Source organism: Nostoc sp. (genome assembly GCF_036917155.1).
Taxonomy (GTDB): Bacteria; Cyanobacteriota; Cyanobacteriia; order Cyanobacteriales; family Nostocaceae; genus Nostoc.
Genome location: NZ_JBALDZ010000105.1, coordinates 1 through 24,594, shown reverse-complemented (window position 1 = coordinate 24,594; position 24,594 = coordinate 1). Strand labels below are relative to the sequence as shown.

29 protein-coding genes are annotated in these 24,594 nt (G+C 43.2%); 11 read left to right on the top strand and 18 right to left on the bottom strand.

The features are described 5' to 3' along the window. Positions 1-64 precede the first annotated feature (64 nt). Positions 65-1,297 (top strand): DUF1501 domain-containing protein, encoded by a 1,233-nt coding sequence (locus V7K67_RS15160; protein ID WP_335167230.1) that lies wholly within the window; start codon positions 65-67, stop codon positions 1,295-1,297. Positions 1,298-1,733: 436 nt separating this feature from the next. On the opposite strand, the gene V7K67_RS15155 is transcribed toward V7K67_RS15160, so the two are convergent. From V7K67_RS15155 to V7K67_RS15145, 3 genes are all read right to left on the bottom strand, one after another. After that, positions 1,734-2,147, bottom strand: a complete 414-nt coding sequence (locus V7K67_RS15155) for a DUF2079 domain-containing protein (RefSeq protein WP_335167228.1) — start codon at positions 2,145-2,147, stop codon at positions 1,734-1,736. Positions 2,148-3,082: 935 nt separating this feature from the next. Then, positions 3,083-5,239, bottom strand: coding sequence for a polyribonucleotide nucleotidyltransferase (locus V7K67_RS15150; protein WP_334705754.1), 2,157 nt, complete (start codon positions 5,237-5,239; stop codon positions 3,083-3,085). Between the two features lie 101 nt (positions 5,240-5,340). After that, a complete protein-coding gene (locus V7K67_RS15145) occupies positions 5,341-5,886 on the bottom strand; it encodes a GNAT family N-acetyltransferase (RefSeq protein ID WP_334705753.1) in 546 nt (181 codons plus the stop codon). Positions 5,887-6,032: 146 nt separating this feature from the next. On the opposite strand from V7K67_RS15145, the gene V7K67_RS15140 reads away from it, so the two are divergent. Beyond that, a complete protein-coding gene (locus V7K67_RS15140; protein ID WP_335167225.1) occupies positions 6,033-9,926 on the top strand; it encodes an SNF2-related protein in 3,894 nt (1,297 codons plus the stop codon). Between the two features lie 234 nt (positions 9,927-10,160). Further along, a complete protein-coding gene (locus V7K67_RS15135; protein WP_334705751.1) occupies positions 10,161-10,997 on the top strand; it encodes an SWIM zinc finger family protein in 837 nt (278 codons plus the stop codon). Positions 10,998-11,926: 929 nt separating this feature from the next. On the opposite strand, the gene V7K67_RS15130 is transcribed toward V7K67_RS15135, so the two are convergent. From V7K67_RS15130 to V7K67_RS15075, 12 genes are all read right to left on the bottom strand, one after another. Continuing rightward, positions 11,927-13,042: a site-specific integrase gene (locus tag V7K67_RS15130; RefSeq protein WP_335167223.1), complete on the bottom strand. Its 1,116-nt coding sequence runs from the start codon at positions 13,040-13,042 to the stop codon at positions 11,927-11,929. Positions 13,043-13,184: 142 nt separating this feature from the next. After that, positions 13,185-13,427: a hypothetical protein gene (locus V7K67_RS15125; protein ID WP_335167220.1), complete on the bottom strand. Its 243-nt coding sequence runs from the start codon at positions 13,425-13,427 to the stop codon at positions 13,185-13,187. Further along, positions 13,424-13,810, bottom strand: a complete 387-nt coding sequence (locus V7K67_RS15120) for a hypothetical protein (protein ID WP_335167218.1) — start codon at positions 13,808-13,810, stop codon at positions 13,424-13,426. The genes V7K67_RS15125 and V7K67_RS15120 overlap by 4 nt, the downstream gene beginning before the upstream one ends. 345 nt (positions 13,811-14,155) lie before the next feature. Continuing rightward, positions 14,156-14,695 (bottom strand): hypothetical protein, encoded by a 540-nt coding sequence (locus tag V7K67_RS15115; protein ID WP_335167216.1) that lies wholly within the window; start codon positions 14,693-14,695, stop codon positions 14,156-14,158. Continuing rightward, positions 14,677-14,949, bottom strand: coding sequence for a hypothetical protein (locus tag V7K67_RS15110; RefSeq protein WP_335167214.1), 273 nt, complete (start codon positions 14,947-14,949; stop codon positions 14,677-14,679). Before V7K67_RS15110 ends, V7K67_RS15115 begins: the two co-directional genes overlap by 19 nt. Beyond that, a complete protein-coding gene (locus V7K67_RS15105; protein ID WP_335167212.1) occupies positions 14,949-15,461 on the bottom strand; it encodes a hypothetical protein in 513 nt (170 codons plus the stop codon). Before V7K67_RS15105 ends, V7K67_RS15110 begins: the two co-directional genes overlap by 1 nt. Positions 15,462-15,470: 9 nt before the next feature. Continuing rightward, positions 15,471-15,722 carry a hypothetical protein gene (locus V7K67_RS15100; RefSeq protein WP_335167210.1) on the bottom strand — a complete coding sequence of 84 codons (252 nt, stop codon included), beginning with the start codon at positions 15,720-15,722 and terminating at the stop codon, positions 15,471-15,473. Beyond that, positions 15,709-16,179, bottom strand: a complete 471-nt coding sequence (locus V7K67_RS15095; protein ID WP_335167208.1) for a hypothetical protein — start codon at positions 16,177-16,179, stop codon at positions 15,709-15,711. Before V7K67_RS15095 ends, V7K67_RS15100 begins: the two co-directional genes overlap by 14 nt. Next, positions 16,154-16,456 carry a hypothetical protein gene (locus V7K67_RS15090; RefSeq protein WP_335167206.1) on the bottom strand — a complete coding sequence of 101 codons (303 nt, stop codon included), beginning with the start codon at positions 16,454-16,456 and terminating at the stop codon, positions 16,154-16,156. Before V7K67_RS15090 ends, V7K67_RS15095 begins: the two co-directional genes overlap by 26 nt. Before the next feature lie 142 nt (positions 16,457-16,598). Further along, on the bottom strand, positions 16,599-16,781 hold the full coding sequence (locus tag V7K67_RS15085; RefSeq protein ID WP_334733585.1) for a hypothetical protein: 183 nt from the start codon (positions 16,779-16,781) through the stop codon (positions 16,599-16,601). 207 nt (positions 16,782-16,988) lie between these two features. Beyond that, positions 16,989-17,330, bottom strand: coding sequence for a helix-turn-helix domain-containing protein (locus tag V7K67_RS15080; protein ID WP_335167204.1), 342 nt, complete (start codon positions 17,328-17,330; stop codon positions 16,989-16,991). A gap of 184 nt (positions 17,331-17,514) precedes the next feature. Beyond that, complete coding sequence (locus V7K67_RS15075; RefSeq protein WP_335167202.1) at positions 17,515-17,955, bottom strand: KGK domain-containing protein; 441 nt, start codon at positions 17,953-17,955, stop codon at positions 17,515-17,517. Between the two features lie 88 nt (positions 17,956-18,043). Between V7K67_RS15075 and V7K67_RS15070 the strand changes: the two genes are divergently transcribed. The 4 genes from V7K67_RS15070 (at position 18,044) to V7K67_RS15055 (ending at position 21,200) form a co-directional block, all read left to right on the top strand. After that, a complete protein-coding gene (locus tag V7K67_RS15070; protein ID WP_335167200.1) occupies positions 18,044-18,262 on the top strand; it encodes a hypothetical protein in 219 nt (72 codons plus the stop codon). After that, entirely contained in the window at positions 18,259-18,456 is a 198-nt protein-coding gene (locus V7K67_RS15065) for a hypothetical protein (RefSeq protein ID WP_335167198.1), read from the top strand. Before V7K67_RS15070 ends, V7K67_RS15065 begins: the two co-directional genes overlap by 4 nt. 2 nt (positions 18,457-18,458) lie before the next feature. Continuing rightward, a complete protein-coding gene (locus tag V7K67_RS15060; protein ID WP_335167196.1) occupies positions 18,459-18,800 on the top strand; it encodes a hypothetical protein in 342 nt (113 codons plus the stop codon). A gap of 69 nt (positions 18,801-18,869) precedes the next feature. Continuing rightward, entirely contained in the window at positions 18,870-21,200 is a 2,331-nt protein-coding gene (locus tag V7K67_RS15055) for a DnaB-like helicase N-terminal domain-containing protein (RefSeq protein WP_335167194.1), read from the top strand. A gap of 207 nt (positions 21,201-21,407) precedes the next feature. Here the strand turns inward: V7K67_RS15055 and V7K67_RS15050 are convergent, their stop codons facing one another. Further along, entirely contained in the window at positions 21,408-21,605 is a 198-nt protein-coding gene (locus tag V7K67_RS15050) for a hypothetical protein (protein ID WP_335167192.1), read from the bottom strand. Positions 21,606-21,879: 274 nt separating this feature from the next. On the opposite strand from V7K67_RS15050, the gene V7K67_RS15045 reads away from it, so the two are divergent. Continuing rightward, positions 21,880-22,326 carry a hypothetical protein gene (locus V7K67_RS15045; protein ID WP_335167189.1) on the top strand — a complete coding sequence of 149 codons (447 nt, stop codon included), beginning with the start codon at positions 21,880-21,882 and terminating at the stop codon, positions 22,324-22,326. 57 nt (positions 22,327-22,383) lie between these two features. Here V7K67_RS15045 and V7K67_RS15040 read toward each other — a convergent pair whose 3' ends face one another. Next, positions 22,384-22,512 (bottom strand): hypothetical protein, encoded by a 129-nt coding sequence (locus tag V7K67_RS15040; RefSeq protein WP_335167187.1) that lies wholly within the window; start codon positions 22,510-22,512, stop codon positions 22,384-22,386. Between the two features lie 47 nt (positions 22,513-22,559). After that, positions 22,560-23,141, bottom strand: coding sequence for a tyrosine-type recombinase/integrase (locus tag V7K67_RS15035; RefSeq protein WP_335167185.1), 582 nt, complete (start codon positions 23,139-23,141; stop codon positions 22,560-22,562). Positions 23,142-23,362: 221 nt separating this feature from the next. On the opposite strand from V7K67_RS15035, the gene V7K67_RS15030 reads away from it, so the two are divergent. The 3 genes from V7K67_RS15030 to V7K67_RS15020 all read left to right on the top strand — a co-directional run. Beyond that, on the top strand, positions 23,363-23,680 hold the full coding sequence (locus V7K67_RS15030) for a hypothetical protein (protein WP_335167183.1): 318 nt from the start codon (positions 23,363-23,365) through the stop codon (positions 23,678-23,680). 18 nt (positions 23,681-23,698) lie between these two features. Next, the gene (locus V7K67_RS15025; RefSeq protein ID WP_335167181.1) at positions 23,699-24,211 is read left to right on the top strand and encodes a hypothetical protein; all 513 of its coding nucleotides are present in this window, start codon (positions 23,699-23,701) and stop codon (positions 24,209-24,211) included. Further along, positions 24,212-24,594, top strand: a 383-nt coding sequence (locus V7K67_RS15020) for a hypothetical protein (RefSeq protein WP_335167179.1), incomplete at its 3' end; no start/stop codon positions are given.

Sequence of the window (24,594 nt, the reverse complement as noted above, 5' to 3'; positions counted from 1 at the left end):
ACTAGCAGTTCTAGCTGAGACATAGAAGCGAATTTGAAACAGCCATAACTTAGTAATTTTAATTATGAAAAGACGTAACTTCCTAATCCAAGGTGGAATTTTTTCAGCTTCCGCAATCACAGCCCTAAGCAGCAATGCTTGGATAGCTAGATCCACTACCCCAAACAGTGACCAGAAGCGCTTAATTGTAATTTTCCTCCGGGGAGCAGTAGACGGTTTAAACGTCGTGGTTCCTTACTCAGAAACAGCTTACTATCAAGCCCGACCACAAATTGCTATTCCCCAACCAGGGAAGGAAGGGGGAGTAATAGATTTAGATGGACGCTTTGGCTTGCATCCAGCATTAGATTCTTTGATGCCTTTTTGGCAGCAGAAGAGTTTGGCATTTATTCATGCTTGTGGTTCTCCCGATCCAACTCGTTCTCACTTTGATGCCCAAGAATACATGGAAAACGCTACCCCTGGTGATAAACATACTCAGGATGGTTGGATGAATCGTTTACTAGGGGTGATTTCTCAAAAAACACCCATTCAAGCGGTAAGTGTCGGAGAAACAACACCCTGGATTTTTTCTGGACGGATGCCTGTAGCTAACATAGCATCAGGAAGAAATGCTAACAGACCTCTGCCAATAGATCGTCCTCAATTAGCAGCAGCATTTGACCAACTTTATGGCGGTAATGATGCCTTAAGTCAGACCTATCACCAAGGACGGATGGCGCGTCAGGCCATCATGAATGACCTAGATAGTGAAATGAAAATGGCGAATAATGGTGCGCCTTCACCTGATGGCTTCGCCAGCGATGCCCAACGATTGGCACAACTAATACTCAAAGACCCCAGAATTGAGTTAGGGTTTATGGCTTTGGGAGGTTGGGATACCCATGTCAATCAAGGTAGCACTCAAGGACAGTTAGCTCGCAACCTCAAAAAATTGGGTTCGGGTTTGTCTGCTTTGGTCGGAGGGTTGGGGAGCGTTTACCAGAATACGACAATTGTCGTGATGTCGGAGTTTGGTCGTACAGTCAAGCAAAATGATAATGGTGGTACCGACCACGGTCACGGGAATGTTATGTGGGTTTTGGGTGGTAATATTCGCGGTGGTAAAGTTTACGGTGAATGGCCTGGTCTATCTACAACCCAACTTTACCAAGGTAGGGACTTGGCTATCACTACTGATTTTCGGAATGTGATCTCTGCTGTGTTGTCAGATCATCTGCATCTCAATGAAGCAAAATTGAATCACGTCTTACCAAATTACGTTTCTACTGAGAAAGTAGCGTTAATTATCAAGTAAATTTATTTCATAATCGTTGAGAAAATTTACAGGCATCAGTTTCATTAATTCGATCCTGATTACTGTCTCTTAATAAATATTGTGCAACTAAATCGCGGACTCGCTTGCCGCTGGCACTATCACCCACTCGTACAGAATTCAGTATGAATTCTGACTCCTGAGTTCTGAATTCTTCTTATAAAAAATTAGGCGATTTCTCAAAGGGTCTGGATTGACATAGAATGTATCTTCCCCAAGCAGACTTTTCAATAACATATCTTCCAGTTGCCACGCATTCTCAAAGCAATTGAGGATGACTTGAGAATTGCAACTAGATAGTTTTGGAGGTTTAGCAGATTGTAAACTATTCATAATGTCACTGAAATAATGTTTTTAAGATGGGTTTGGAGTATATTTTATATATACTCAAAACCTTCAATTATTTACACCGCTCTACTTACTGCTTTTGAAATAAATAAACATCATCTTGTTGATAAATCAATTTAAATGCTTGGTTGTTTTTGAGTTGATTGGACAATTCTGGATTGAAGTCAAGTTGATTTTCGCGATTTTTAGTTCGGACATCAAGTAATAGATATTCAATGTTTTCACGAATTAGATAATCAGGTTTAGCGTTTGTATTAATTAGATTAATAATTTGGCGTTGGCTCAAATGAGGAGCAATTCTTGATGTTGTTAAAACGCTTCCTGGGGTTTTAACCAAACTTATGTCGGTTCGTAGATAAGATGAAATTTGAACAACGGAGTTACAGGAGTTCCAGGCGACGGAATTCGCACATAAAGTGAAATCGATTGTGGGGCAAGGGTTTGAGAAAGCTAGCGAATTGGCACATAAAGTGAAATTTTGCATCTACTCACAGAAATTCACTATATTTTGTTAAATACTGATTATAATTTATACTTAAAATCCCGAATTTTCCATAGTCAAGCTGCTTGGCTACCTATGACACGAGGCGATCGCCTGGGCGTGGGGCGTAAGCCTATCGCACTTCAAAAGTACGCTTTTAAAAGCATTCGGGCTGTCGTTAAATCAAAGTCGGAAAATTTCAATTTATGTGCAAATTGAATATTTGGCTCAAACCCAGACTCCACAATGAATTTCACTTTATGCGCGAATATCGGTACCTGGAACCCTTATAAATTCGTTGTCAGAATTTCATCTTATCTGCGAACCCACACTTACTGCTGTATGCAGAGAGTGAAGATTTGACAGACTTGATAGATAACGTGTTATAAAACAGATTTATTTTTCACACTATTTAATTTTATTGGCAGATATGATGTAATTATTCACTCCCCCCCGGCAAAATGGTCGAAACCCTTGATTTATCGTTGAGAAGTAGGGGGGAGTGTGAAAGGTTACGATATGATTAGGATAATTGAAACAATTTTGACGGTGAATAAATTCACCTGCCCCTTACCCCCATACATGAATGATGTTGTTGGTCAATTCATGATGGGTTAAACCCCTCACCCTTAAAGCCTTAGTTTAGCGTTGCTTTCCCGCCCTGCAATAAATTGCGGGCTAAGAGCTACTGTGCGTTGAAACGCACTCTTATTAAAGAACTTGCCAATGGATTGGGGCTAATGGGTTAAACCCCCTATCAATTCGCCAACAACATCATGAATGTAGGGGTTTCCACGGGGTGAGTAATCTGATGAATATTTCTTCTTTTACTGTGCTGAGAGTGATGAAAGAGCTTTAATTAGAGAAGCATACGGCGATGCCTTCACAGTAGGCATCGCGGATTTTAGATTTAATCTAATCTAAAATCCCAAATCGAGTTACCGATTCACCGCCGCAGCTTCTCTTGCTGCTGCTGCTTGATCTGGGTGGATACCCAAGCGGGTAAGATTAATCCGACCTTTGTTATCAATTTCGCGCACTTTGATAATCACTTCATCGCCCACCGCTACTTCATCTTCAACTTTGCCAACGCGGTAGTCGGCTAGTTGAGAAATATGGATCATGCCTTCTTTTCCAGGCAAAAATTCCACAAATGCACCTATCGGTATAATCCGAGTAATGCGTCCTGCGTAGACATCTCCTTCGTGCAACTTGCGGGTCATGCCTTGGATGATATTTCTGGCTCTCTTGGCCTTATTCTCATCCACAGCGGAAATTGTCACGGTGCCATCATCTTCGATGTCAATTTTTGCACCAGTTTCCTCTGTGATCCCCTTAATAGTCTTGCCTCCAGGCCCAATTACCAAACCAATCATGTCTGAATCAATCTTGATTGTTAACAGACGTGGGGCATAGGGTGAGGTTTCAGTACGTGGCGTGTCAATGCAGGCGAGCATTTTCTCTAGAATGTGCAACCGGGCTGCTTTGGCTTGGTGGACGGCTTGGGCTATAACCTCTAAAGACAAACCGGAGATTTTCATATCCATTTGCAAGGCGGTAATCCCGGTATCCGTCCCAGCAACTTTGAAGTCCATGTCGCCCAAAAAGTCTTCAATGCCTTGGATGTCGGTCAGTATCCGCACTTCGTCCCCATCCTTAATCAGACCCATTGCCGCGCCACTGACGGGTTTGAGAATTGGTACACCAGCATCCATCAGGGCGAGGGTGGAACCGCAGACTGAACCCATTGAGGTGGAACCGTTAGAGGAAAGTACTTCCGATACGATGCGAATGACGTAGGGAAATTGTTCTTTTGACGGTAGCACAGGTAGGAGCGCTCGTTCTGCCAACGCCCCGTGACCAATTTCGCGTCTTCCTGGGGCCCGCATTGGCTTGGTTTCCCCAACTGAGAAGGGCGGGAAGTTGTAATGATGCAGATAACGCTTGTGTTGATCTAACTGCATGTCATCGTTGAGGTTTTGGGCATCCCCGGGTGTACCCAGAGTACAAGCGGATAATACCTGAGTTAGTTCCCGGTTAAATAAACCGCTACCGTGGACTCGCTTTGGTAAGACATCAACTAAACAAGAAACAGGACGCACTTGATCGAGTTTACGACCATCAACGCGGACGTTATCTTCGATGATTTGCCGCCGCATGAAGTATTTGGTAATATCTTTAAAAGTGTTACCAAGTGCCTTCTTATTTGCAGTTGCGGCAACTCGAATTGGGTCTTCTTCTGACAGTTCAGTAATCGTCGCGGCAATTTCATCCTTGACGACATCTAAAGCTGCATCGCGTTCGGGTTTGGTCAAACTAAATTGAGACAGGATTTTCTTAATCTGACCGTTGGCGCGATCGCGGATATAATTTTCCAGCGTTTGGTCTACTTGTGGTGGTGCTTCTTGCACTATTACCAGCCCCAACTCTGCAATTAAATCTTGCTGCGCTTTGATTAAGTCCCGCACTGCTTCGTAGCCAAAATCAATCGCCTCGATAATATCTCGTTCTGGTAACTGATTGGCTCCTGCCTCCACCATAATTACGCCGTATGGTGAACCTGCTACTACCAGATCCAAGTCTCCGGCTTCAATTTCTGCATAAGTGGGGTTAATAATAAAATCATCTCCCACTAAACCAACCCGCACTGCTGCCATTGGGCCATTAAAGGGGATTTGAGCAATCAGGGTAGCGATGGAAGCACCTGTAACTGCCAGCACATCGGGTGGCACTAACTCGTCCATCGACAGCGTTAAGGCAATAATTTGCAGATCATCCCGTAGCCATGAGGGGAACAAGGGACGCATGGGACGGTCTATAAGACGGCTGGTGAGAATTGTTTTTTCTGGTGGGCGACCTTCCCGCCGCATGATCCCTCCAGGAATCCGACCAGCGGCGTATAGCCTTTCTTCATAATCTACGGTAAGGGGAAGAAAATCTATGCCTTCTCTGGCTTGCGATCGCGTAGCCGTCACTAAAACGGATGTGTCCCCTGATTCTATTAAAACCGACCCACCAGCCTGGGGAGCTAATAGGCCTACTTTCAGTCGAATATCCCTTCCATCGAAGGATATTGACTTATCAACTTCTGCCATTCAGTTTTTTTTCCTTCTCTTTCGCTATTCTCTTTCTGTGGCAATCCTAACATTTATGCCATATAGCTGACTTCTAGTACATACAAAGATAGACAAGTCGTTCAACCCAAAGTGTGATAAAGGATTAGCGCCTCTACCACCTGCCCATTCTCTAGCTTTGCCGCACCCGGAATTTGCCCAATAATCTTAAATCCTAACGACTGCCAAAGTGTAATTGAAGGTATATTAGTCTCAAAGACCAAATTAAACATTACTGCTTCATAGTCCAGGTTTGCTGCTATTGAAAGCATAGCCTCTCCCATGAACCGCCCAATACCCTGACCACGTAACCCAGGTTGTACAATAAAACCAGCGTTGCAAATATGGCTACACCGACCGGGAAAATTTGGCTTTAAATAAAACGCCCCTAATATTTCTTTTGGCTTATGTGTAGGATCTACAACAGATGTCCTGACAACAAAGGCATCCTTACTTAACCAGTAAGCTGAAAATTCTGTAGGAGATAGAGGTTGCTTTTGGGGATAGGTTTTACCTTCAGAAATTACAACATTGAGCAATGCTCTTACAACCTCCTGTTCTTGAGGATGCATATAATCTAGTTCCACTAATATGCCATTTTTTAAGACTTTAATTAGGGGGAAATTCATGATTAACAATGTTTATGTGGAATAATTACTTAAATATTATTTATTGTATGGGAAACTTGGTCAATAAATCTTCTTGAGAAGATGCAAAAAGTAGAATAGTTGCGATTTTCATTCTTGAGTTTTGGGAAAATCTGAGTAGTTAGCAAATGGCGATTTTACACTGTAATTGGTTACTAAAAAATCAAAATGGTTGTTTATTTATTTGGGGGGAAACTTGGCGATCGCCACGAGTGAATTTTGAGTCTAATGGATCTGGAGACATAGCACTACATCCATTGGCAATGACATCGGTTGAGTTGAGTGAGTGGCTGCATTCCCAGAATATGGCAATTACCAACTTCATCCAGAAACCCCAAGTTGCGAACGCAACTACTGGGCGAACACGCAAAGCCGCTAGTACCACTGAGATCAATTTACCAACGCACTCTCAAATCATTGCCCTACCAACTTATATCCCAGAAGCTAACAGCGAAGGAACAGCAGCGATTTTCCCTGTACATTCTGCCAGCTTAGGGGAAAATACAGATTCCCCGCAATATTTACAACCGTGGCGAATTGAAGGTTTTTGTCTCAACCCTAGCGAAGCAGTAAAATTTCTCGCTGCTGTTCCCTTAAGTGCTGCTAAAGGGGAAGATGCCTTTTTAGGTGGAGATTTACGCTTTTGGTCGCAGGTTGCCCGTTGGAGTTTAGATTTAATCTCGCGGTGTAAGTTTTTACCAACAATTGGCCGACAATTAGATGGTGCATTTGCTGCCAAATGGCAAGTACTCGTAGATAGTGCAATAGATGGAACCCGCCTAGAAAAATTTTCTGCGAATATGCCGTTGGTTTGTCGCACTTATCAAGAGGGATTGGGGACTGGGGACTGGGGATTGGGGACTGGAGAAGAGTTTTCCCAATCCCCAATCCCGAATCCCCAATCCCTATCTTATGTAAACTTCCCCACCGAACCTCAAGAATTACTTTTAGGATTTCTTAACAGTACAATAGATGCCCAAGTGCGAGAAATGGTGGGTTCCCAACCTGCATCTTTACCAAGTGGGGTGCGACAGTGGTTGCAAGCGTTAACTAGTGCATCTCATACAGTTAATGCAGATGCCATTGAAGTGGAACGATTGGAAGCGGCATTGAAGGCTTGGACTATGCCGCTACAATACCAATTAACTCTTAAAACTCTATTTCGTACCTGTTTTCAACTGCGTTCTCCTGAATCTGGTGAAACAGATTGGACATTGGCATATTTTCTGCAAGCGGCTGACGATCCTGAATTTTTAGTGGATGCGGCGACTATTTGGAACAATCCAGTTGAACGATTGGTTTATGAAAATCGGACAATTGACCAACCACAAGAAACATTTTTGCGAGGTTTGGGGGTAGCTTCCCGATTATATCCAGCAATTGCACCCAGTTTTGAAAGCGAATATCCCCAATCTTCTCGTCTTACCCCCATTCAAGCTTATGAGTTTATCAAAGCTGTAGCTTGGAGGTTGGAAGATAGTGGTTTGGGAGTTATTTTGCCTCCCAGTTTAGCAAACCGGGAAGGATGGGCGAATCGTTTGGGTTTAAAAATTACTGCCGAAACCCCAAAGGGAAAGCAAGGACGTTTAGGGTTGCAGAGTCTACTAAATTTCCAATGGCAATTAGCAATTGGCGGACAAACTATTTCCAAAGCCGAGTTTGATAAACTTGTGGCTTTAAATAGTCCGCTAGTGGAAATTAATGGCGAGTGGGTAGAATTGCGGCCCCAAGACATTAAAACAGCCCAAACTTTTTTTACCACTCGCAAAGACCAAATGGCGCTTTCCCTGGAAGATGCTTTGCGTCTGAGTACAGGAGATACTCAGGCAATTGAAAAATTACCAGTGGTTAGTTTTGATGCATCTGGCGCATTGCAAGAGTTGATTGGGGCGTTAAATAATAATCAAGCGATCGCACCTTTACCCACACCAGCAGGCTTTAAAGGGCACTTGCGACCCTATCAAGAACGAGGCGCTGCTTGGCTATCCTTCCTGGAACGTTGGGGCTTAGGTGCGTGTCTCGCCGACGATATGGGACTCGGTAAATGCGTAGCCAATGATACTCTAGTAAATGTAAATGGACTGTTACGCACAGCCGAGACAATCTGGAAAACTCACGCTGGAGAAATAGAGTTTGACGGCGAAGGATTTTGGACTAACCCCACAGAGGAATTACTAGTTAATTCTATAGATGAAACAACAGGCAAAATTGTCCAAGCTAATGTTAGACGGTTGTATCGGCAGCAAGTTAGCGAAAAATTACGAAAAATTACCCTAGAAGACGGTAATAGTATCACTATTACTCATCGTCACAAGCTGCTGACAAGTAAAGGTTGGACAAATAACTTACAGGTGGGTGATTACGTTTGTGTACCAGGTAAAACCCTTTGGAATGGAAAACCACAAGACCATGATTTAGTCAAGTTTGGAGAAGCCCAAGAACAATATCAGCTACGAAAACCTTCTAAATGGACAACTCAAACTTTATCAGCCTACGGCAACCTAGATATAGAAAAGTTGAGATTAACAAGACAGTCTTTGCAATGTCTTCTCGATCAAGAGGTATTTTATTGTCGGATTGAGGCTATTGAGGATGTGGAGTATGAAGGGTGGGTATACGATTTTGAAGTTAGCAAACATCACAATTTCGTTGCTAACAATATTATTTGCCATAATACAGTCCAATTCATTGCTTTCTTGCTACATCTTAAAGAACAGGATGCACTAGAAAATCCAACACTGCTAGTTTGCCCAACTTCGGTTTTAGGCAACTGGGAAAGGGAAGTCAATAAATTTGCACCCAGCCTGAAAATTTTGCAATATCACGGTGACAAACGCCCAAAAGGAAAAGCGTTTTTAGAAGCCGTGAAAAAGCATGATTTAATCGTTACCAGCTATTCACTTCTCCATCGAGATATCAAGTCATTGCAAAGTGTATCTTGGCAGATAATAGTTTTAGATGAAGCCCAGAATGTGAAAAATCCAGAAGCCAAACAGTCAAAAGCAGTGCGGCAATTAGAAGCTACATTTCGTATTGCATTAACGGGGACACCTGTAGAAAATAGACTGCAAGAATTATGGTCTATTTTAGATTTTCTCAATCCAGGATATTTAGGCAATAAGCAATTTTTCCAGAGGCGGTTTGCCATGCCAATTGAAAAGTATGGGGATACTGCTTCTTTAGGTCAATTACGTTCATTAGTGCAACCATTTATACTGCGGCGATTGAAAAGCGATCGCGACATTATTCAAGATTTACCAGATAAGCAAGAAATGACCGTATTTTGCGGTCTAACTGGTGAACAAGCTGCACTTTATCAACAAATTGTCGAACAATCTTTAGTAGAGATAGAATCTGCTGAAGGATTGCAACGTCGAGGGATGATTTTAGCTTTACTAATCAAACTCAAACAAATCTGCAATCACCCAGCCCAATATTTGAAACAGGCGACATTAGAACAACATAATTCAGCCAAACTTCTGCGGCTAGAAGAAATGTTAGAAGAAGTTTTAGCAGAAGGCGATAGAGCTTTAATCTTCACACAATTTGCTGAGTGGGGTAAATTACTTAAACCCTATTTAGAAAAACAGCTTGGGCGAGAAATATTCTTTTTATATGGCAGTACCAGTAAAAAACAACGGGAGGAAATGATCGACCGTTTCCAACATGATCCTCAAGGGCCACCAATTATGATTCTTTCTCTAAAAGCGGGTGGTGTAGGATTGAATTTAACACGAGCAAATCATGTATTCCACTTTGATAGATGGTGGAATCCAGCCGTGGAAAATCAAGCCACAGATAGAGTATTTCGGATTGGTCAAACCCGGAATGTGCAAGTACATAAATTTGTTTGCACTGGCACTTTAGAAGAAAAAATTCATGACATGATTGAAAGTAAGAAACAATTGGCTGAACAAGTTGTAGGTGCTGGTGAAGAATGGTTAACTGAAATGGATACAGACCAACTCCGCAACTTACTACTACTCGATCGCAGTGCAGTAATTGACGATGATACAGAATAAGTTCGTAGTCAGGACTTTAGTCCTTGATTTGAGCGCTTTACCCGGATTTCTCACCACATCTCTCAAAACCTTGTGCAGAGGGGCAGAGGGGATTGAACTTGGCACATTGAACTCTCCCCTGCTCCCCTGCTCCCTTGCACCTCTGCATTTCAAGCTTGTGAGAAATGCGGGTTTAGCGCTCACTACGAACCTCATAAAATTAATGAGACAGACTACTAAGTTTTTAAATTGATTATGACTAATTACACATTACAAGCAAGTCGAGAATGGTGGTCACAACAATGGCTAGATTTGCTAGATTCCTATCGTTTTAAAAAGCGCTTAGAACGTGCGAGAAATTATGCTCGTCAAGGAAATGTTTTAAGCATCGAATTTAAAGGTGCGAAAGTATTAGCTAGGGTGCAGGGTAGTGAAGTCGAACCTTATAAGGTTTCCCTCTCCCTTGAACCTTTTAGCGATGAACAGTGGGGTTATGTAATTGAAACCATGTCCCAAAGGGCAATTTTTGCTGCCAAGCTACTAGCAGGAGAAATGCCACAAAATATAGAAGAAGTCTTCACAGCTAATGGTCTTTCGATATTTCCTTTTACCCTGGCTGATGTCCAGAGTAAATGCTCTTGTCCTGATAAAGCAAATCCCTGTAAACATATTGGTGCGATATACTATCAGTTAGGCGATCGCTTCAGTGAAGACCCCTTTGTACTATTTCAATTGCGCGGACGTACCAAAGAGCAAATTATCAGCGATTTGCGTAAATTGCGTAGTACCAAGATTGAACTAAATACTACAGAAACGCCCGATATTCAACAGTCAATTCCTAATACTAAATACTCGGTAGAAATTGATTCTTTTTGGCAATATAATGAGCCACTAGAGTCATCTTTGGTAGTGATTGCGCCGTCCACAACTGAGACGGTATTAGATGTATTAGGAGCAATACCCCTTGCAAAAGAAGAGGAAAATACAGTAAATTCAACTTCGAGTGATGTGGTAATGAAGTATTTAAATACAGTTTACAGAGATGTGAGCCAAAAGGCTTTTTTAACAGCGATGAATGTGGGAGGAAGTTGATATTAATCTGAGGTGGCAATGAAATCATCTCAAACATAGACTCTATAAGCTTCATAGCTTCAAAGCTTAAAACGATATCTAGTTTTACAAGGCAATCTAAGACAGGAAACGGTTTCAGGCGCTAAATTATCAAATTTAAATGCGCGACAGCTTAGGATTGCTATAGTGACTCCAAGAATTCACGTACAAATGTACTTTTTTCATCTTTAAGCAAATTTTTGGCTTGTGCAAGTATTTCTTCAGCAATAGGAACTTCACCTAAAGCAAAATTAATGCTTCTAAAGCAGCATATCTCACTTCGTCTGCTGGATGCTGTAGAAGCACACTGATTATGGAAGCTGCATCCTGAGAATAGGCTTCATTGTCTAAAAGAGGACTCAGAAGCCTTGCCACAGCTAGAAGTTGGAAAACACTTAAAGGCAGTTTCCCGCATTATCCCACAAAGCCATGCGATCGCTTCTCGCTCTCCCAAATCAAGCAAATAAGCGGACATAAAGCACTTAAAAAGCTTACTGTGATTCGAAACGAGCAAATGCACCAATTAATGAATAATTACGAACTCGCCTAGCTATTTTGTAAGTCTAGCAATTCAGTGTTAAGGATTAAGGTTATAGATTATTGCTACAATCACTTACTGCGGGTATCTCGTGATAGCACTCTAGCAGTTTCCTTTGGATAATCGCAATCACCTAAGAGTAAGATATGGGTTGAACGATATCATAGAGAAGCTACACTATATTTCTCTAAAGTAACGTTAATTCTTAACAATGAAAAATAATTAGTTAATCTACAATAACGGTTAAAAAGTGGGTGACGAGGGATAAGAAAGCGCAACCAATAGATTAAGAGTCACCGTCTCATTACAATCGCAATGCAAAAACCCAGCAAACTAGCTGCTGGTTAATTCAAAATTAGAAATTACAAGTTCATCATTCTGGTGGCACGGGGCGATCGCTTTTATTTATCGCCAAGTCGAAAGCTCTTTGGTGATGCTCGGCGTTGATCCATGCGTGGTAGAGGTTACTGTGAACTGACAGGCTGTGCCCCATCTGCTGCGCTGCAAGGGTTATATCAATTCCATACTCTAGAGTGCGAATAGCCCAAGCATGGCGAAGATCGTAAACCTTGAACGGTAAGCCATCGTTTCGCCTAAATCTTTGAGTCACGGTTCTGCCAATCACAGAATTATTTCGGTTTAAATTGATGTCGGGGATTTTGACATTTGGCAACCCAAATGAGTCAAACCACTCTGGATGAAAAGGCCAGATTTTTCTGTAGCCAGTCTTTCCTGCAAGGACAGTAATAATTTTATTACCTGCTCGTAGTTGCTCTAAATCTAAGAAAAATACCTCATGATTTCTTAATCCGTAAGTGGCAAGCATTCCAAATATCCACTGCCACTTTGCATCAGTAAAACTAGAATGGCATTCAAGAATTAATTTATCCGTTGGTAGGCTACGGATCTGCCTACTTCTATAGCCATAGTTTCCTGAATAAGAACTAGGGTTGAAGTCAATGTCAGCAAATTTAGCCAACAATCGCAGTGTCAGACAAAATCGTTTCCGGGTTCTAGTGTCTGGCGTGGTTGTTAAAATGGCTTGCTTCAGTACTTCAGTATTAAGTGCTTCGTGTTCAGGCAGAGTTTTAAAAACTGCCTGATATTCAATCTTCCATGTACTTTCTGTCTTGAAATTACGTTGCCTTCTCTCGAAGTAATCTTTCTCGAATTCTTGAATTAATTCTCCAATAGTTTTCACTTTATTATTATTATTTTGCAATTCTGATTTTAAGTAATCATTCCAATCGAAGGCTTTAGTATCTAGCCTAAGCCTGAGAAGCTTGCCTTCCTTCTCAGCAAGCTTCACGCCGTCGAAGTTGGCGACAGTAATATTTATTTTTTGTTGATGCCAACTGTTTTTTGCTGATTGTGGCTTCGGAGGAAGCGTTGCACGCAGATAAAGTCTGCTGCCAATCTGCTCAATATTTATCCCGTAATTACGGAGTCTTCCGTTAGCTTCCTTAATTCGGTGTTCAATATTTTTCATGAGAAAGTACTTTCATTTCCATTAAAAATTCATCCCAAAATGAAGCAGGTTTTTACCTATTTCTCCTTGGGATAAAATCATTTAGTTCAAGTCAAAACTTTATGTAATGATGGCTAGCGCCCATCTTTGTGAAACAATCCGGCTACATCCTCCCAGTTCCCTTACAGGTGGTGCATTTTGTCGGTTGACTATCGTTGACGTAGGCATAAATTAATCCTGTGCCCCAGCAATCGGGGCAACTTACAGGTTCGTCATAATCTAGATCATCAGCATCCGCAGCCCAGACGTGACCGCAGTCTAAACAGTCCCAGTAACCATAATTTTCTTGGTATTGCACTCGCGTAGAATCACAATTAATGCAATTGGGTGTTTTTGAATCGCTCATTCCCGTTCCCTCAAATAGCTGTCCAGTTCGCCGCTTATCACTTGGTCGATGCTGACAACAACTATTTCCTTTTGAGATTCCCGCTGGAGTGATGCAGTGATGCCACGCCGACTAAGAGCCGCTTGCACCTCTAAGCTGGCTAGGGCGAGTTGTGCATCAGCGTAATCTTGGGCGATGACAGGAAACACAATCTCTTGAATTTCAGCCGATGCACTCCTGATAACTTGCAACATAGCTTTTTTGGCTTGTTCCACTGGCGATTCAGGAAAATAAAATTCAACCCTAACCCCTTTCTGAATAAGCATTCGCTGAACATCCGCCGCTCTTAATGCTTGCTGAAATACAGCTAAATTGGGTTCATCTGCAACCGGAATTCGAGCCACCAAACCCGCTTGAGTCGCTCAAATCGCCTCCTTGATAATTTCTTTCCCTCGGTCAATAGCTGCCATGTTAAATAATCTGATATTTTTGAATTGCCGAAGTTCGAGTATTGGGAAAAAGCGATCGCGTAAAGGAGTAACGCGATCGCTTAACTTGACTATGGTTTCGGCTTCTCGATAATTATTGAGCCTTTACCATTCGGATAGGCTATGCTAACAGCGCTGCACGGGGAGTTTTCAAGAATTCTCACCTCTCTAGGAAAGTGAGCTTCTAGCTCATCCTTGCTCATTTCAAAGCTTTCAATTGCGTTCATCATCTTATCGGCGTTAGGTAAGACGACTTTGAAATTACCACTCATTTTTCTGACCCTCATCTAGAATTTGCTGTAATCGGCGCTTGCCCTCTTCCCAACGGCGTCCGCCCATTTTCAAAATTTGCTCAATCACGTAAGTTTCCCCTTTGACTTCCAACAGTCCGATTACTGCCAAATAGAAGGCTTTATTGTCGGAAGTGGAAGCGGAAGTTTCGCCAGTTCGATCCGCGCTCGGCTCCTTATATAAGTGTTTCAGGCTAGTGGTTAACTCCTCCCTAACTTCCGGCGGGTAAGTCGGTGCAGCGCCATAAATTTCATAGAGCGCTTGCTCTTGTTGCTGAGTATGTAGCCCAATTTCTACTTGTTCCAGTTCTTGATTCATGGCTGACAGCGCTGCACGTCGGGCATCTTGCGCTATGAGTTGCCGCGATTCCCCGACTAGTTGCACTGATGCAACAAGTGCCAAGCTATAGCTGATTCCCTTGCCAATTTGGGGCAGGGGAGAAAGTGCAGCTAGCCAAAAAGCCGTAGCACTAGCCAGCAAACAGTTGGTTTTTAGCCACCTATCAGCCATGTGACAATTCCTCCCAGAACAATCGAAACTGCGATCGCAATCAGCAAGGCATAATAATCTGGTTCAGACAGCTTGAGAAACTGCCTCACCGCGTCATCTGTCAGCAGAGCAAGGCATAGCGCAGCGCACGACATTATGTAAATAACCCACATCACCCGAAACAAAGCAGGATGCAGCGCCCCTAGCCAAGCCACAAAGCTAGAGGCGATACACCCCAGGAGAAACCAAGCCCCCAGGTGTACCGCCTTTGCCATTAGTATTTTTCCTTGATTTTGGCTTTCAGTTCGTCAATGCGTTGCTGTGCCCTGTTTTCAGCGCGGTCTAGTCCAAAGCCTAGCTTTGCATATTCAGGTCGCAAGGTGTGCAAATGCCTTGCAGTCGTTGCATCAGAACGTTTTTTAGTCAGTTCGCTGTCAGCAACTTCTTTGATGTACTTGCGATGCTCACGGTGTACCTGTGCATCAGACTGTTCAAGAGTCTTGAGGGATTTGTAAGCTCGTTTAGCTTGACGCGCCTCAAGTTTTTTCTGGGCTGCAACCTGTTTGAGTGCATCAGCCTCAGCTTTGTTAAAGTACCGAGGTGTATGATTGACTGGTGCTGTCCTCACAGTCTCCCAACTTCCCGCGTTCACTGGGTTAATCACGGTTGGATCTGTTGGAGCCAGCACCCGACTTTTATCAATTCCGTGCCCTCCAGTGGAGAGGGACGATTCATTGCTCTTGTTGCTGGACTTGCTAGCGCTGGTAATTCGTGCAAGGATTCCCATTGTTTACTCCTATCTACAAACTTGGTTTTTGACCTTCTCAAGCTGTTGGCTTTGAGCTTTCATCTCGCGCAGTTGCACTTGATCCGCGCTCTGGTAAGTGGAGATTGCACCCATGCTTAAGCCGGCAACCAGTGCAGCTGCAATCATGACTAAAAATGCAGCTAGGTTATTTCCTGCTGGTGTTGATTCTGGTACACCTGGGTAAAATTCCCCGGTGAATGGTACAACCTTACTAGTAGTCTGTTGTTTAGTCTGTTTCATCTCCTCCCTCTAGCAACATCGGCTGATAAGTGGGTAAGAGTAGATGCTCTGTCCCAGCGTTGATGGCGGCGTTGATTGATGTTTGCACTGTTTGGCGTTGCTGGGGCGTGGGATTGTCCCGCATCTGTTTAATGCGCTGCAATGTTCGACCGGGCAGCAATCGCCAATATTCGTTGGCTAGTCGCTGTGAATCTTCCTCTAACAGAGACTCAAGCAAATCGGGTGCGTCGGATTCTGCATCAAAACTTGCATCGTCATCCGTTGCAGTTTTCGATGCACGTCGGCTGTGCAACAGTTCAATTCCCGCTTCAGTCCAGAGTTTAACGCCGTGTTCATCGCTGACAACGTGAACTTCAAATTGGAACACTTCGGGATATCGGCGTAACCAACTGCGGATTGTGCTTTCTGGGATGCCAGTCAGTTTGGCGGCTTCAGGGGTGGTGTATAGGTTCTGCATTCTGCCCCCATCTCACTTGGGAAATAATCGCCTCCATAACTCCTGCCTGATCGGAAAGTGAAAGCTGATCCGTCATCTCTCTTGCGATCGCGTAAATTTCACCTCTGACATCTCCCTCAAGCTGACATCCCAGGTTTGATGCCAGGATCACTAATATAGAGAGCTTTTCTCGCTTGGACATTTTTTCAAAGCAACTGCCATACTTCTTCTGCACTTCGTCCAAGAGTGAATCATCGCCTGGCGGGTGGTTCGTGTAGTAGCCTAATGGCTTTGACATTGGTACAATCTCCTTACTATGTAATAAATTCAGTTTGTACTTGGCGATCGCTCAAGGGATATGGGCTATCGCCTTTTTGCTTTTTGGAACCGCTAACCCCGCGATCGCTACGACTTACGGGTGAATGCAGTTGCCAGAAGCTTTACCCTTCGTCGCCTTCTTCTAATTCGTCGGTGATGACGATAGTCACCCTGCCATCTCCAGGATTAACTCCGACGATAAAAAATTCCTGATCATCGTCGAGGTCTTCCATTGCAATCTCCGCATCTGCCGGGAACCCTTGCAGCGTTTCAATCAATTCTCTAACTGTCATTGGCTGTTTCATGTTGGTTATCTCCTGGGTAAGTTATCGGCTGTAAGTTTCCCCTAGCAGGTCTTTGGTATTTGCTCAGTGCTGGCAGGCTGCTATCTCTGCCTGGTTTGGGGGTGAAAGTCAGGTACGGAATTGGCAAGAATTACTCGCATAGCGATATTTCAAGACTTATCTCTGATTAGCCTTGCATCCATCTACTGTTAATTCCCTTGCTTTTACTTAGGCATTCGCTTCAGCAGGAGCAGCCAAGCTCTGAGGTAGTGCATCAAACGATACCCCGATACTCTGGCAGAAAAGTTGCCATTGGTTTCTAGTCATTGAAGGTTCCATCCCTTCGTTCTCCCATCGTCTGAGAGTGGAGACGGCGATGCCAAGGTACACAGCGAGCTGTTCCTGTGACAAACCTGCATTTTCTCTAAGCGCTTTTAACACTGATTTAGGTGCGAGTTGTTGCCTTTTCTGTTCTACAGTCATAATATCATAAGAGGCGCTTAAATCAAGCGGTCTTGAGAACCTGTTGATAAAGCGCCAATTCCTATAAACAACATGAGCGGTCAACATCACCGCTCATTCTCTAGAATCCCACAACAAATCAGAGACGGCGAGAGTAAGTACCTCAACGACTCCAATTAGTAAAACGAATAAAAAATGTTATGACCGGACAAATAAAGAAAACTAGCAAAAATGCGGGGATTCTCCGATGCTTTTAGCTGGAGAATCCCCGGACTAAGCGGCGTATCTGTGACTATTCGGGGTTGAGTTGCGATCGCAGATCATCTAGATCATCTAAAAGTGACTGTGGCTTCTCTTCTTTCGGAGCGGACTCTGGTAAAAAAGCCTCTGGGTTGTCGGGGATGAACTCTAAGCGAAAACGAAATCGCCCCTTCTGCCAACCTCCGCCTCTAACCAGTAAAAACTCACACTTACAACCCTCTTCTGAAAACCATAGAACATGCGGAGAATGAGGACTCAGCTTGTTAACCCAGGAAAAAATAGCTTGTTTCAGGTCTTTGAACTTAAGCATCGGAGGTATGTCAAAAGCTTGTGAAGAAAAATTAGATACAGCATCTTCATCGCCCAAGTTAAATCTGTCTTCATCACTGAAGTCGAATCTATATTTCTCATCGCTGGTTTTATTACTCCCATCACCATCAATTAAACTCCGTCGTCTCACTCTGTTACTCATTTCGACTTTCACTTTCGGTACAGAACATGGCGGATCGAGTTGGTAGCTTGATCCGCCTTTCCTAAGTTTTCCCAATGCCCAATCCCCAATGACTAATGCAGAACTATCTCAATCAGCCCGCCCCTTGGTGGAGTACATCAAAATCCAGATACCAGCAATTGACGAGAAGCACGCTGAAATATTGGCTGGCCAGTTAATATTTCGACTGCCTTACTTATTTGCAGAAAGACCAGAGCTTTTTAGTAGAGCGCTATCGATGTCTGGTAGCCACTGGTCAAATGCTGCGATCGCAAAGCCAAACTCATGAAAATAACTCTAAAAACAACAACAGGGGATTTTGTTCATAGTTCAGAAATTCTTCCCTTAAATGGATATCCCGAAGTGATTGTCTGGGGTCAGAGAGTTTTCACCATATCCGCTCCTGGTGAATATAGAGAAGCTTTCTGTTACGTCCTGCCATCAGCGATCGCTCATCATCCTTACCCAGAATTGGAGGGGTAAAAATGAGTGACGAAATTATCGAAGTAACTATCTACAAGCCCAAGCGAATACCTAACGTTTATCGCCCGCCCCTCGGCTTACCTCTGAACTGGAAAGACGAAACATCAGGAGAATTGCCCCGTACAGTTTTTAAATACTTCGGTTCCCAGCAACTCACCTCCGACGAAATCAGCCTAATCGCCGAATATTGCCAGCATTACATCAACGCCCCTTGCTGGGATGCCACAGGAGGATTCCAGGATGAGCTAGCAGTGCTGAGGCAATCAGCCAATTCCATTTCTACCGTTGGAGATATTAATCAGTGGATTAATGGCTGTTTTGAAATTGCGATCGACCCTTTTTAATGACAGAAAATAGACACTCAAAAAAAAAGAGTGATTACCTAAAATCACCCCTAAAAACAAATTAAAAACATGATAAATACTTTCGCGTCTCCAACACTTCCACCTAGCAATGTTGATGTTGAAATAGCGCTTCTAGGAGCCATCTTACTAGATCCACAAGTAATTTGCAATCTCGCTGACACCTTGCCAGCAGAAGCATTTTATGTAGGGTCTCACAAGAAGATTTACCAGGCTGCCGTTAGCTTGTATAAACAGCAACAAAGAGTTGACTTACTAACAGTTACTAACTGGCTAGTCGATAGAGACCTGCTCAAAGAAATAGGTGGACGCAACAAATTAGCAATGCTTGTTGGTAGCTGTGTCTCGTCTATAAATGCGGATCACTACGCCGAATTACTCACAGAAAAACACATCAGAAGACAACTAGCAACTTTAAGCACAGAGTTAGATCAGGAATCCCATGATACAGAGAAACCTCTTGCATGGATTCTAGAGAACATTGAGCAGAAAATTCTAAAAGTTACCCAACTGAGGAACGCCAAAGGCAGTGGATATTGGCAGAAAATTGATGACATAGCCTTCGAGCGCCTGTGCAAAGAATTAGAAGACATCGAAGAAATTGAAAATGCAGCCCAGCGAGATTGGCTGATGAGAAAGCTCGCCAAGAAATGGAAGTTTAGTAGCAAAAAGGAATTATTAGATTTCCATGCGAAGTGGCTTGACAGTCAATCAAAAACCCAACTTTATACAGCCAAAGAATACTTTGCTAAATACGGTAACAGAGATCAAGATTGGGTAGTTCCTGGCTTAGTTCCCACAGAATCGGTAGTCGTAGCTTATGGCGATGGCGGTGTTGGTAAGACCCGATTTGCTTTCACCCTTGCTAAATATGCCTGTTCTGGCGGTCGCTTCACCTACGACGGAGCAGAAATTGACCCGATGAAAGTATTGTTAATCGAAACAGACCAAGGAGCCAGAAATACCAGCAAGCTTCTAGAGATGCAAGATTTTTTTGAGGACGAGCTAACCTCGGACAGGCTTTCCATCTGTGAGGAATGGACAGTTGGCGAATTTGGGAAACTCAAACAGATGCTCAAGCAGAATCAGCCCAAATTGGTCATTATCGACTCGCTAATGTCAGTTTCAACCAGTTCAATTTACAGCGAGAACGATACCGAATACGCCCGTCCCATCGTCAGACTGCGGCATTTAGCACAGGAATTCAACTGTACATTTCTCCTTATTCACCACTGCAACGCCAACGGTGAAATTCGCGGCACCAGGGCAATTAAATTCTCCTGCGATGAACTATGGAAGCTAACCCGCCAACGTAACGAGATTGAAGAATTCAATGCACTGACCATTGAAAAAAGTCGAAGCCGAGGGCCGGGTGCATACAAATTCATGTACGACGATGAAACCTGGGGCTGGAAGTTCACCGGACGCTTAGAAGACAGCGCAATATCTCAGGGCACAGACAGCCAAAGCACAAACATTATGTCTCGCTGCATCAAATACTTAAAGCAGCATCGAGGTATTCCCTATGAAGCTCAAGAAATTGCTGAGGAACTTAATCTCAATCGAGATACTGTACGGCGAGATTTAAAAAGAGCCGTCAATGAAGGGCTAGTAAACTCCGGTAGAGGAAAGATAAATAAGCGTGCCTTAGTTTACTACATTGGTTCTAGGCGTGACCAAAACCTAACTGATCAACTGATCAATCTAACTGATCAAGCATTGATCACTTCTTTCCCTTTACACACAAAGGATTCCGGGCTAACTGATCAACTGATCAATGAAAATTTAAAATTTTCAATTGTGAAGACCGAAAAAAATGTTGATCAGTTTGATCAGTTGATCAGTTGGGGCTGTGATGCTGATAGAGAAACAAACCCAACTGATCAACCCGAACTGATCAGTTGCGAGCAGTTGATCAGTTGTCAGCCAAAAATCGACCCAATCGTTGATCAGTTGTCACATTCCTTAACAATTGAGGTTAACCATTCCTTAACCCAAGACCCTCCTAAAACTGTGTCAAAACAGACACATGACCAATCGGCGATTACCTTGCCATTGATTCAGGAAAAATGTAGATATTGGAGCCAGATTCACCAGCGAGAAGTAGAGGCATTTAACATCAATAATCAGTTGCTAGAGGTTAGCTGCAAGATTCCTGGGCGAGGGACGCAGAGTTTGCCATTTACTGATTTGCGTTCTTGCGAACAGTCTCCCAGACATACCTTCAGCATCGGCGACAAGGTAGTAATCCTAGAGGGAAAAAACAAGGAAACCTTTGCGATCATTACCACCATTAGAGCCGATGGGATCTGGCTAAAATGCGACGATCGCAAAAAATCCCTAGCAAGACCTTACTTCCCGCACCAACTGGTCAAAGCCTGACATTATAATCCGGCGAGGTGCGATCGACAAGTATCGCCTCGCAGATAGTAAATTATCACTACAAGTTACCACTACAGATTTAGAATTTAATCCGTCAGGAGCGTGGCAGTGTACACGGCAATCGCAGCGTGTGGCATGAAAAAACGATCGCCTTGTGAGTGAGCGATCGCAAAAATAAATCATGGTGTTTAACGGTGAAATCTAAGTTTATTCTTCGCTGGTATCATCATCATCGCTCTCGTAGTCAGCAAGGATAATAGTTACGCCCTCAGAGCCAGCTTGAAAGCCAACGATGAGATATGCAATGTCATCACTATCTTTGAGGCGAACTGGTGCGTCTTGTGGAAGGTTTTGTAATTCTTGAATCAACTCTCCGACCGTGGTTTCTTTGATTGCAGTAGGCATATTGTTCTCCAATTTAAGTTTAAAAATGCGATCCACCAATAGGATTAAGTGCGATCGCGTTTTTGTAAATAAATTACCGATATGAGCTTATCCTCTGCAAGCATTATTTGTCACATGCTGGGATAAATCTCGTCTGTTCTCATGCCTGCTCTCCAAATCGGTAATAAGGGCATGGACAGTCCCTACGAGATTACCAAAGCAATTCGCTTTTGGCATAGCAATGTATAACTAAATGCTGGGAATTATAAAATTGTACTTACATTTTCACTAAGAAATGAAAAATTTCATCAGGCTATCCGTTCTTGCTGGATTAGCACTATTACAGTCCTGCACATCTTTATGCACTCCTCCAGTGAATTCAAGTTCGATTACAAGTACAAGTTTAGATTCAGTTCCAAGCTCAAACTCAGTCACAAAATCTTCTGGTGGCTCAGACAAATACGAGATTCAATGGATTGGAAATCAGGGTAGCAAAATTTACGGAAGTTATAGCATTTTGAGTATGACAGACCTGAAGTCACCTACAAGAGTAGAAAGTGTTAAAGCAGTGCTTCCCTATAAGGTAAACTTTTCTGCTCCCAAAAAATCCATAGTTTCAGCAGGCGCATTAACGTTTGAAAAAGCGACGGTAGATGTAAAAATTTATAGAAATGGCTCTGAGTGTGGAAGAGTGGGCGCTGTTGGGAGTGGGGCTGGAGTAAACAAAGTTTGTGATTTGTGAATAGTCCAAGCCCCACAAGTTGAGCAATCTAGTTATAGCCTACACATTAATCAGTAGTTAGGAGTTGGGGAATCGGCTGTTGCAAATTCCCCAGTCCCCAATAAAAAAGCGTAGGCGAAGCCCGTCGTAGACATCGCCTTGTGAGCGAGTGAGCGATCGCGGTTGTTGCATATAAAAGATTGTCATTCTATCGCTTTGAGTGTATCAACAGGCAGGGGGGATTGTCACAGGAGTTATAGAGTAGCGATCGCGCTTTTGACTTCATCAAGCTCAACATCGATGTAAGGGTCAAGCCCTTTGTTATCGCGGTGTCCGGTGATTTTGCGAATCACATCTTTGTCAACAGAATTTTTCCGCAATCGGTTTACCAAGCTCCGGCGGGTACTGTGAGTTGAGATTCCCTTGGTACTCATTCCCGCCTTTTCGGTAGCCCGTTGGAGAATGTCATAGGCATTCCGCCAAGTAATTGGCTTTGTGCCGCAGCGTGAGGGGAAAAGCCAGCCGGAGTTGTCAGGCTCAAATCCTTTGAGAGATTCTTTCAAACTTTCATGAACTGGAATCTCCACAGTTTCAGATGTGCCATCCGGTCTGTGTTTTCTCACCATTGCCGGAAAAATCAGTATGTCCTTGGGTTTGCCATTGCGATCGTAAACATCTTCAGTTTTCAACTGAACCAGTGCCCCCCAGCGTTCGCCTGTGTACCAGGCCAAGTCCATTAGTAATTTATACTTATCGGTTCTGACCTGTCTTTTGATTTTGACAAACTCACCATCTGAGATGACCGAGGCTTTTCCCTTTCTGTTATTCTTTGGCATAGATAGAAAAAATAAACTTCTTGTATTCCGCTTTTACCTGGATCAGAGGTAAAAGTGGAATTTCCTAAATATTCACTATTAGTAAATATTGGCTCAATCCTATTCCCAGCAAAGGATACGTGTCGTCAGGATATATACCACTTCTACATAAAACTGGAACATTTACAGATAAGGCACTTGCTCATAAAACTGATTTATCACTCTTCAAAACTTTCAGTTTTATGTCTCAACCATTAATTACTGATTTATTTGGTTTAACTGCGACATTTTCCGGTTCACCAAAAGTCTTACAAATTCCTCTTACTTCCTTGCCCTCTCTTACAGGAGCAAATCCAACTCCCTTGGAATTGTACGCAGCAATTATTTCTTATGCTCACAATTGGATTTCTGCAAACACTGACCAATCAGTATTGGCTGATAGTACTTTAACTATTTCCTCGCCAATTACTAAAAATGGTGTTGCAAAAACTCAATTTCAGTATGCTGAACGATTCTATGGCGCTTACACCGCTCCCACTTTTGACCCGAACGCAGTTTAAATTATCAGTTGAAACCAAATGGTTAGATGTAGTTGTCTTCCCTCTTCTGTTCCTACCCCAAGTTATGGATGTGGTGTTTACCAGATTAGCGGTATTGGGGTTAATTCCGGCACGAGAAAAACCTTTACGGTTAGTGTAGCTTGCCTTTCCAAGTGGCAATCAGGAGGAGGTAAATTCGATGCATTTGACTGGTGTGATTTGAGTAACGGCTACAACTATTTTTACAATCTTGCTGGAGAAGATTGTAAATTGGGGACTGGCACAATTAATCAAACTGGGCCTTGTCCCGTTTCACAGAAATTTGATTGCATCAACGGAAACTGCCTTGATGCGGACAAGTACACAACACCTGGAATTTATCAATCTCTTTCTGATTGCCAAGCAGTTTGTGCCAATGGTGGAGCGTGTGCTAGCGGGAAGCAATGCGTAGATCCGACAACATTCTGTCCACCAGGACAAGTATGTATAGACCAGGGTGAATTTGCATCAATTGAAGCTCTGATTTCTCAAATTGGCAGCGAGGTTTGTTAGATGTCTGGCTCAGGACAATCGCTCATTTCCTCGTTATCAAATGTTAGCAATTGTGCCGGACACCAATGCGATTGCTGTCAGCAATTGCAAAGTCAGATAGCTGATTTAAGAAATTTAATTAATAATTTAAATAATGGTAATTTTCAAAGTCAAATTGATGCACTAAAACATCAGGTTGAAGACGCACAAAGAGCTGCATCACGCGCATCAACAACCGCCGAAAATGCTGAAACTGCGGCTACAGCAGCCAGTATTCAAGCTCAAAGTGCAGAGACTCAATCAAGTGATGCACAAAGAGCTGCATCACGCGCATCAACAACCGCCGAAAATGCTGAAACTGCGGCTACAGCAGCCAGTATTCAAGCTCAAAGTGCAGAGACTCA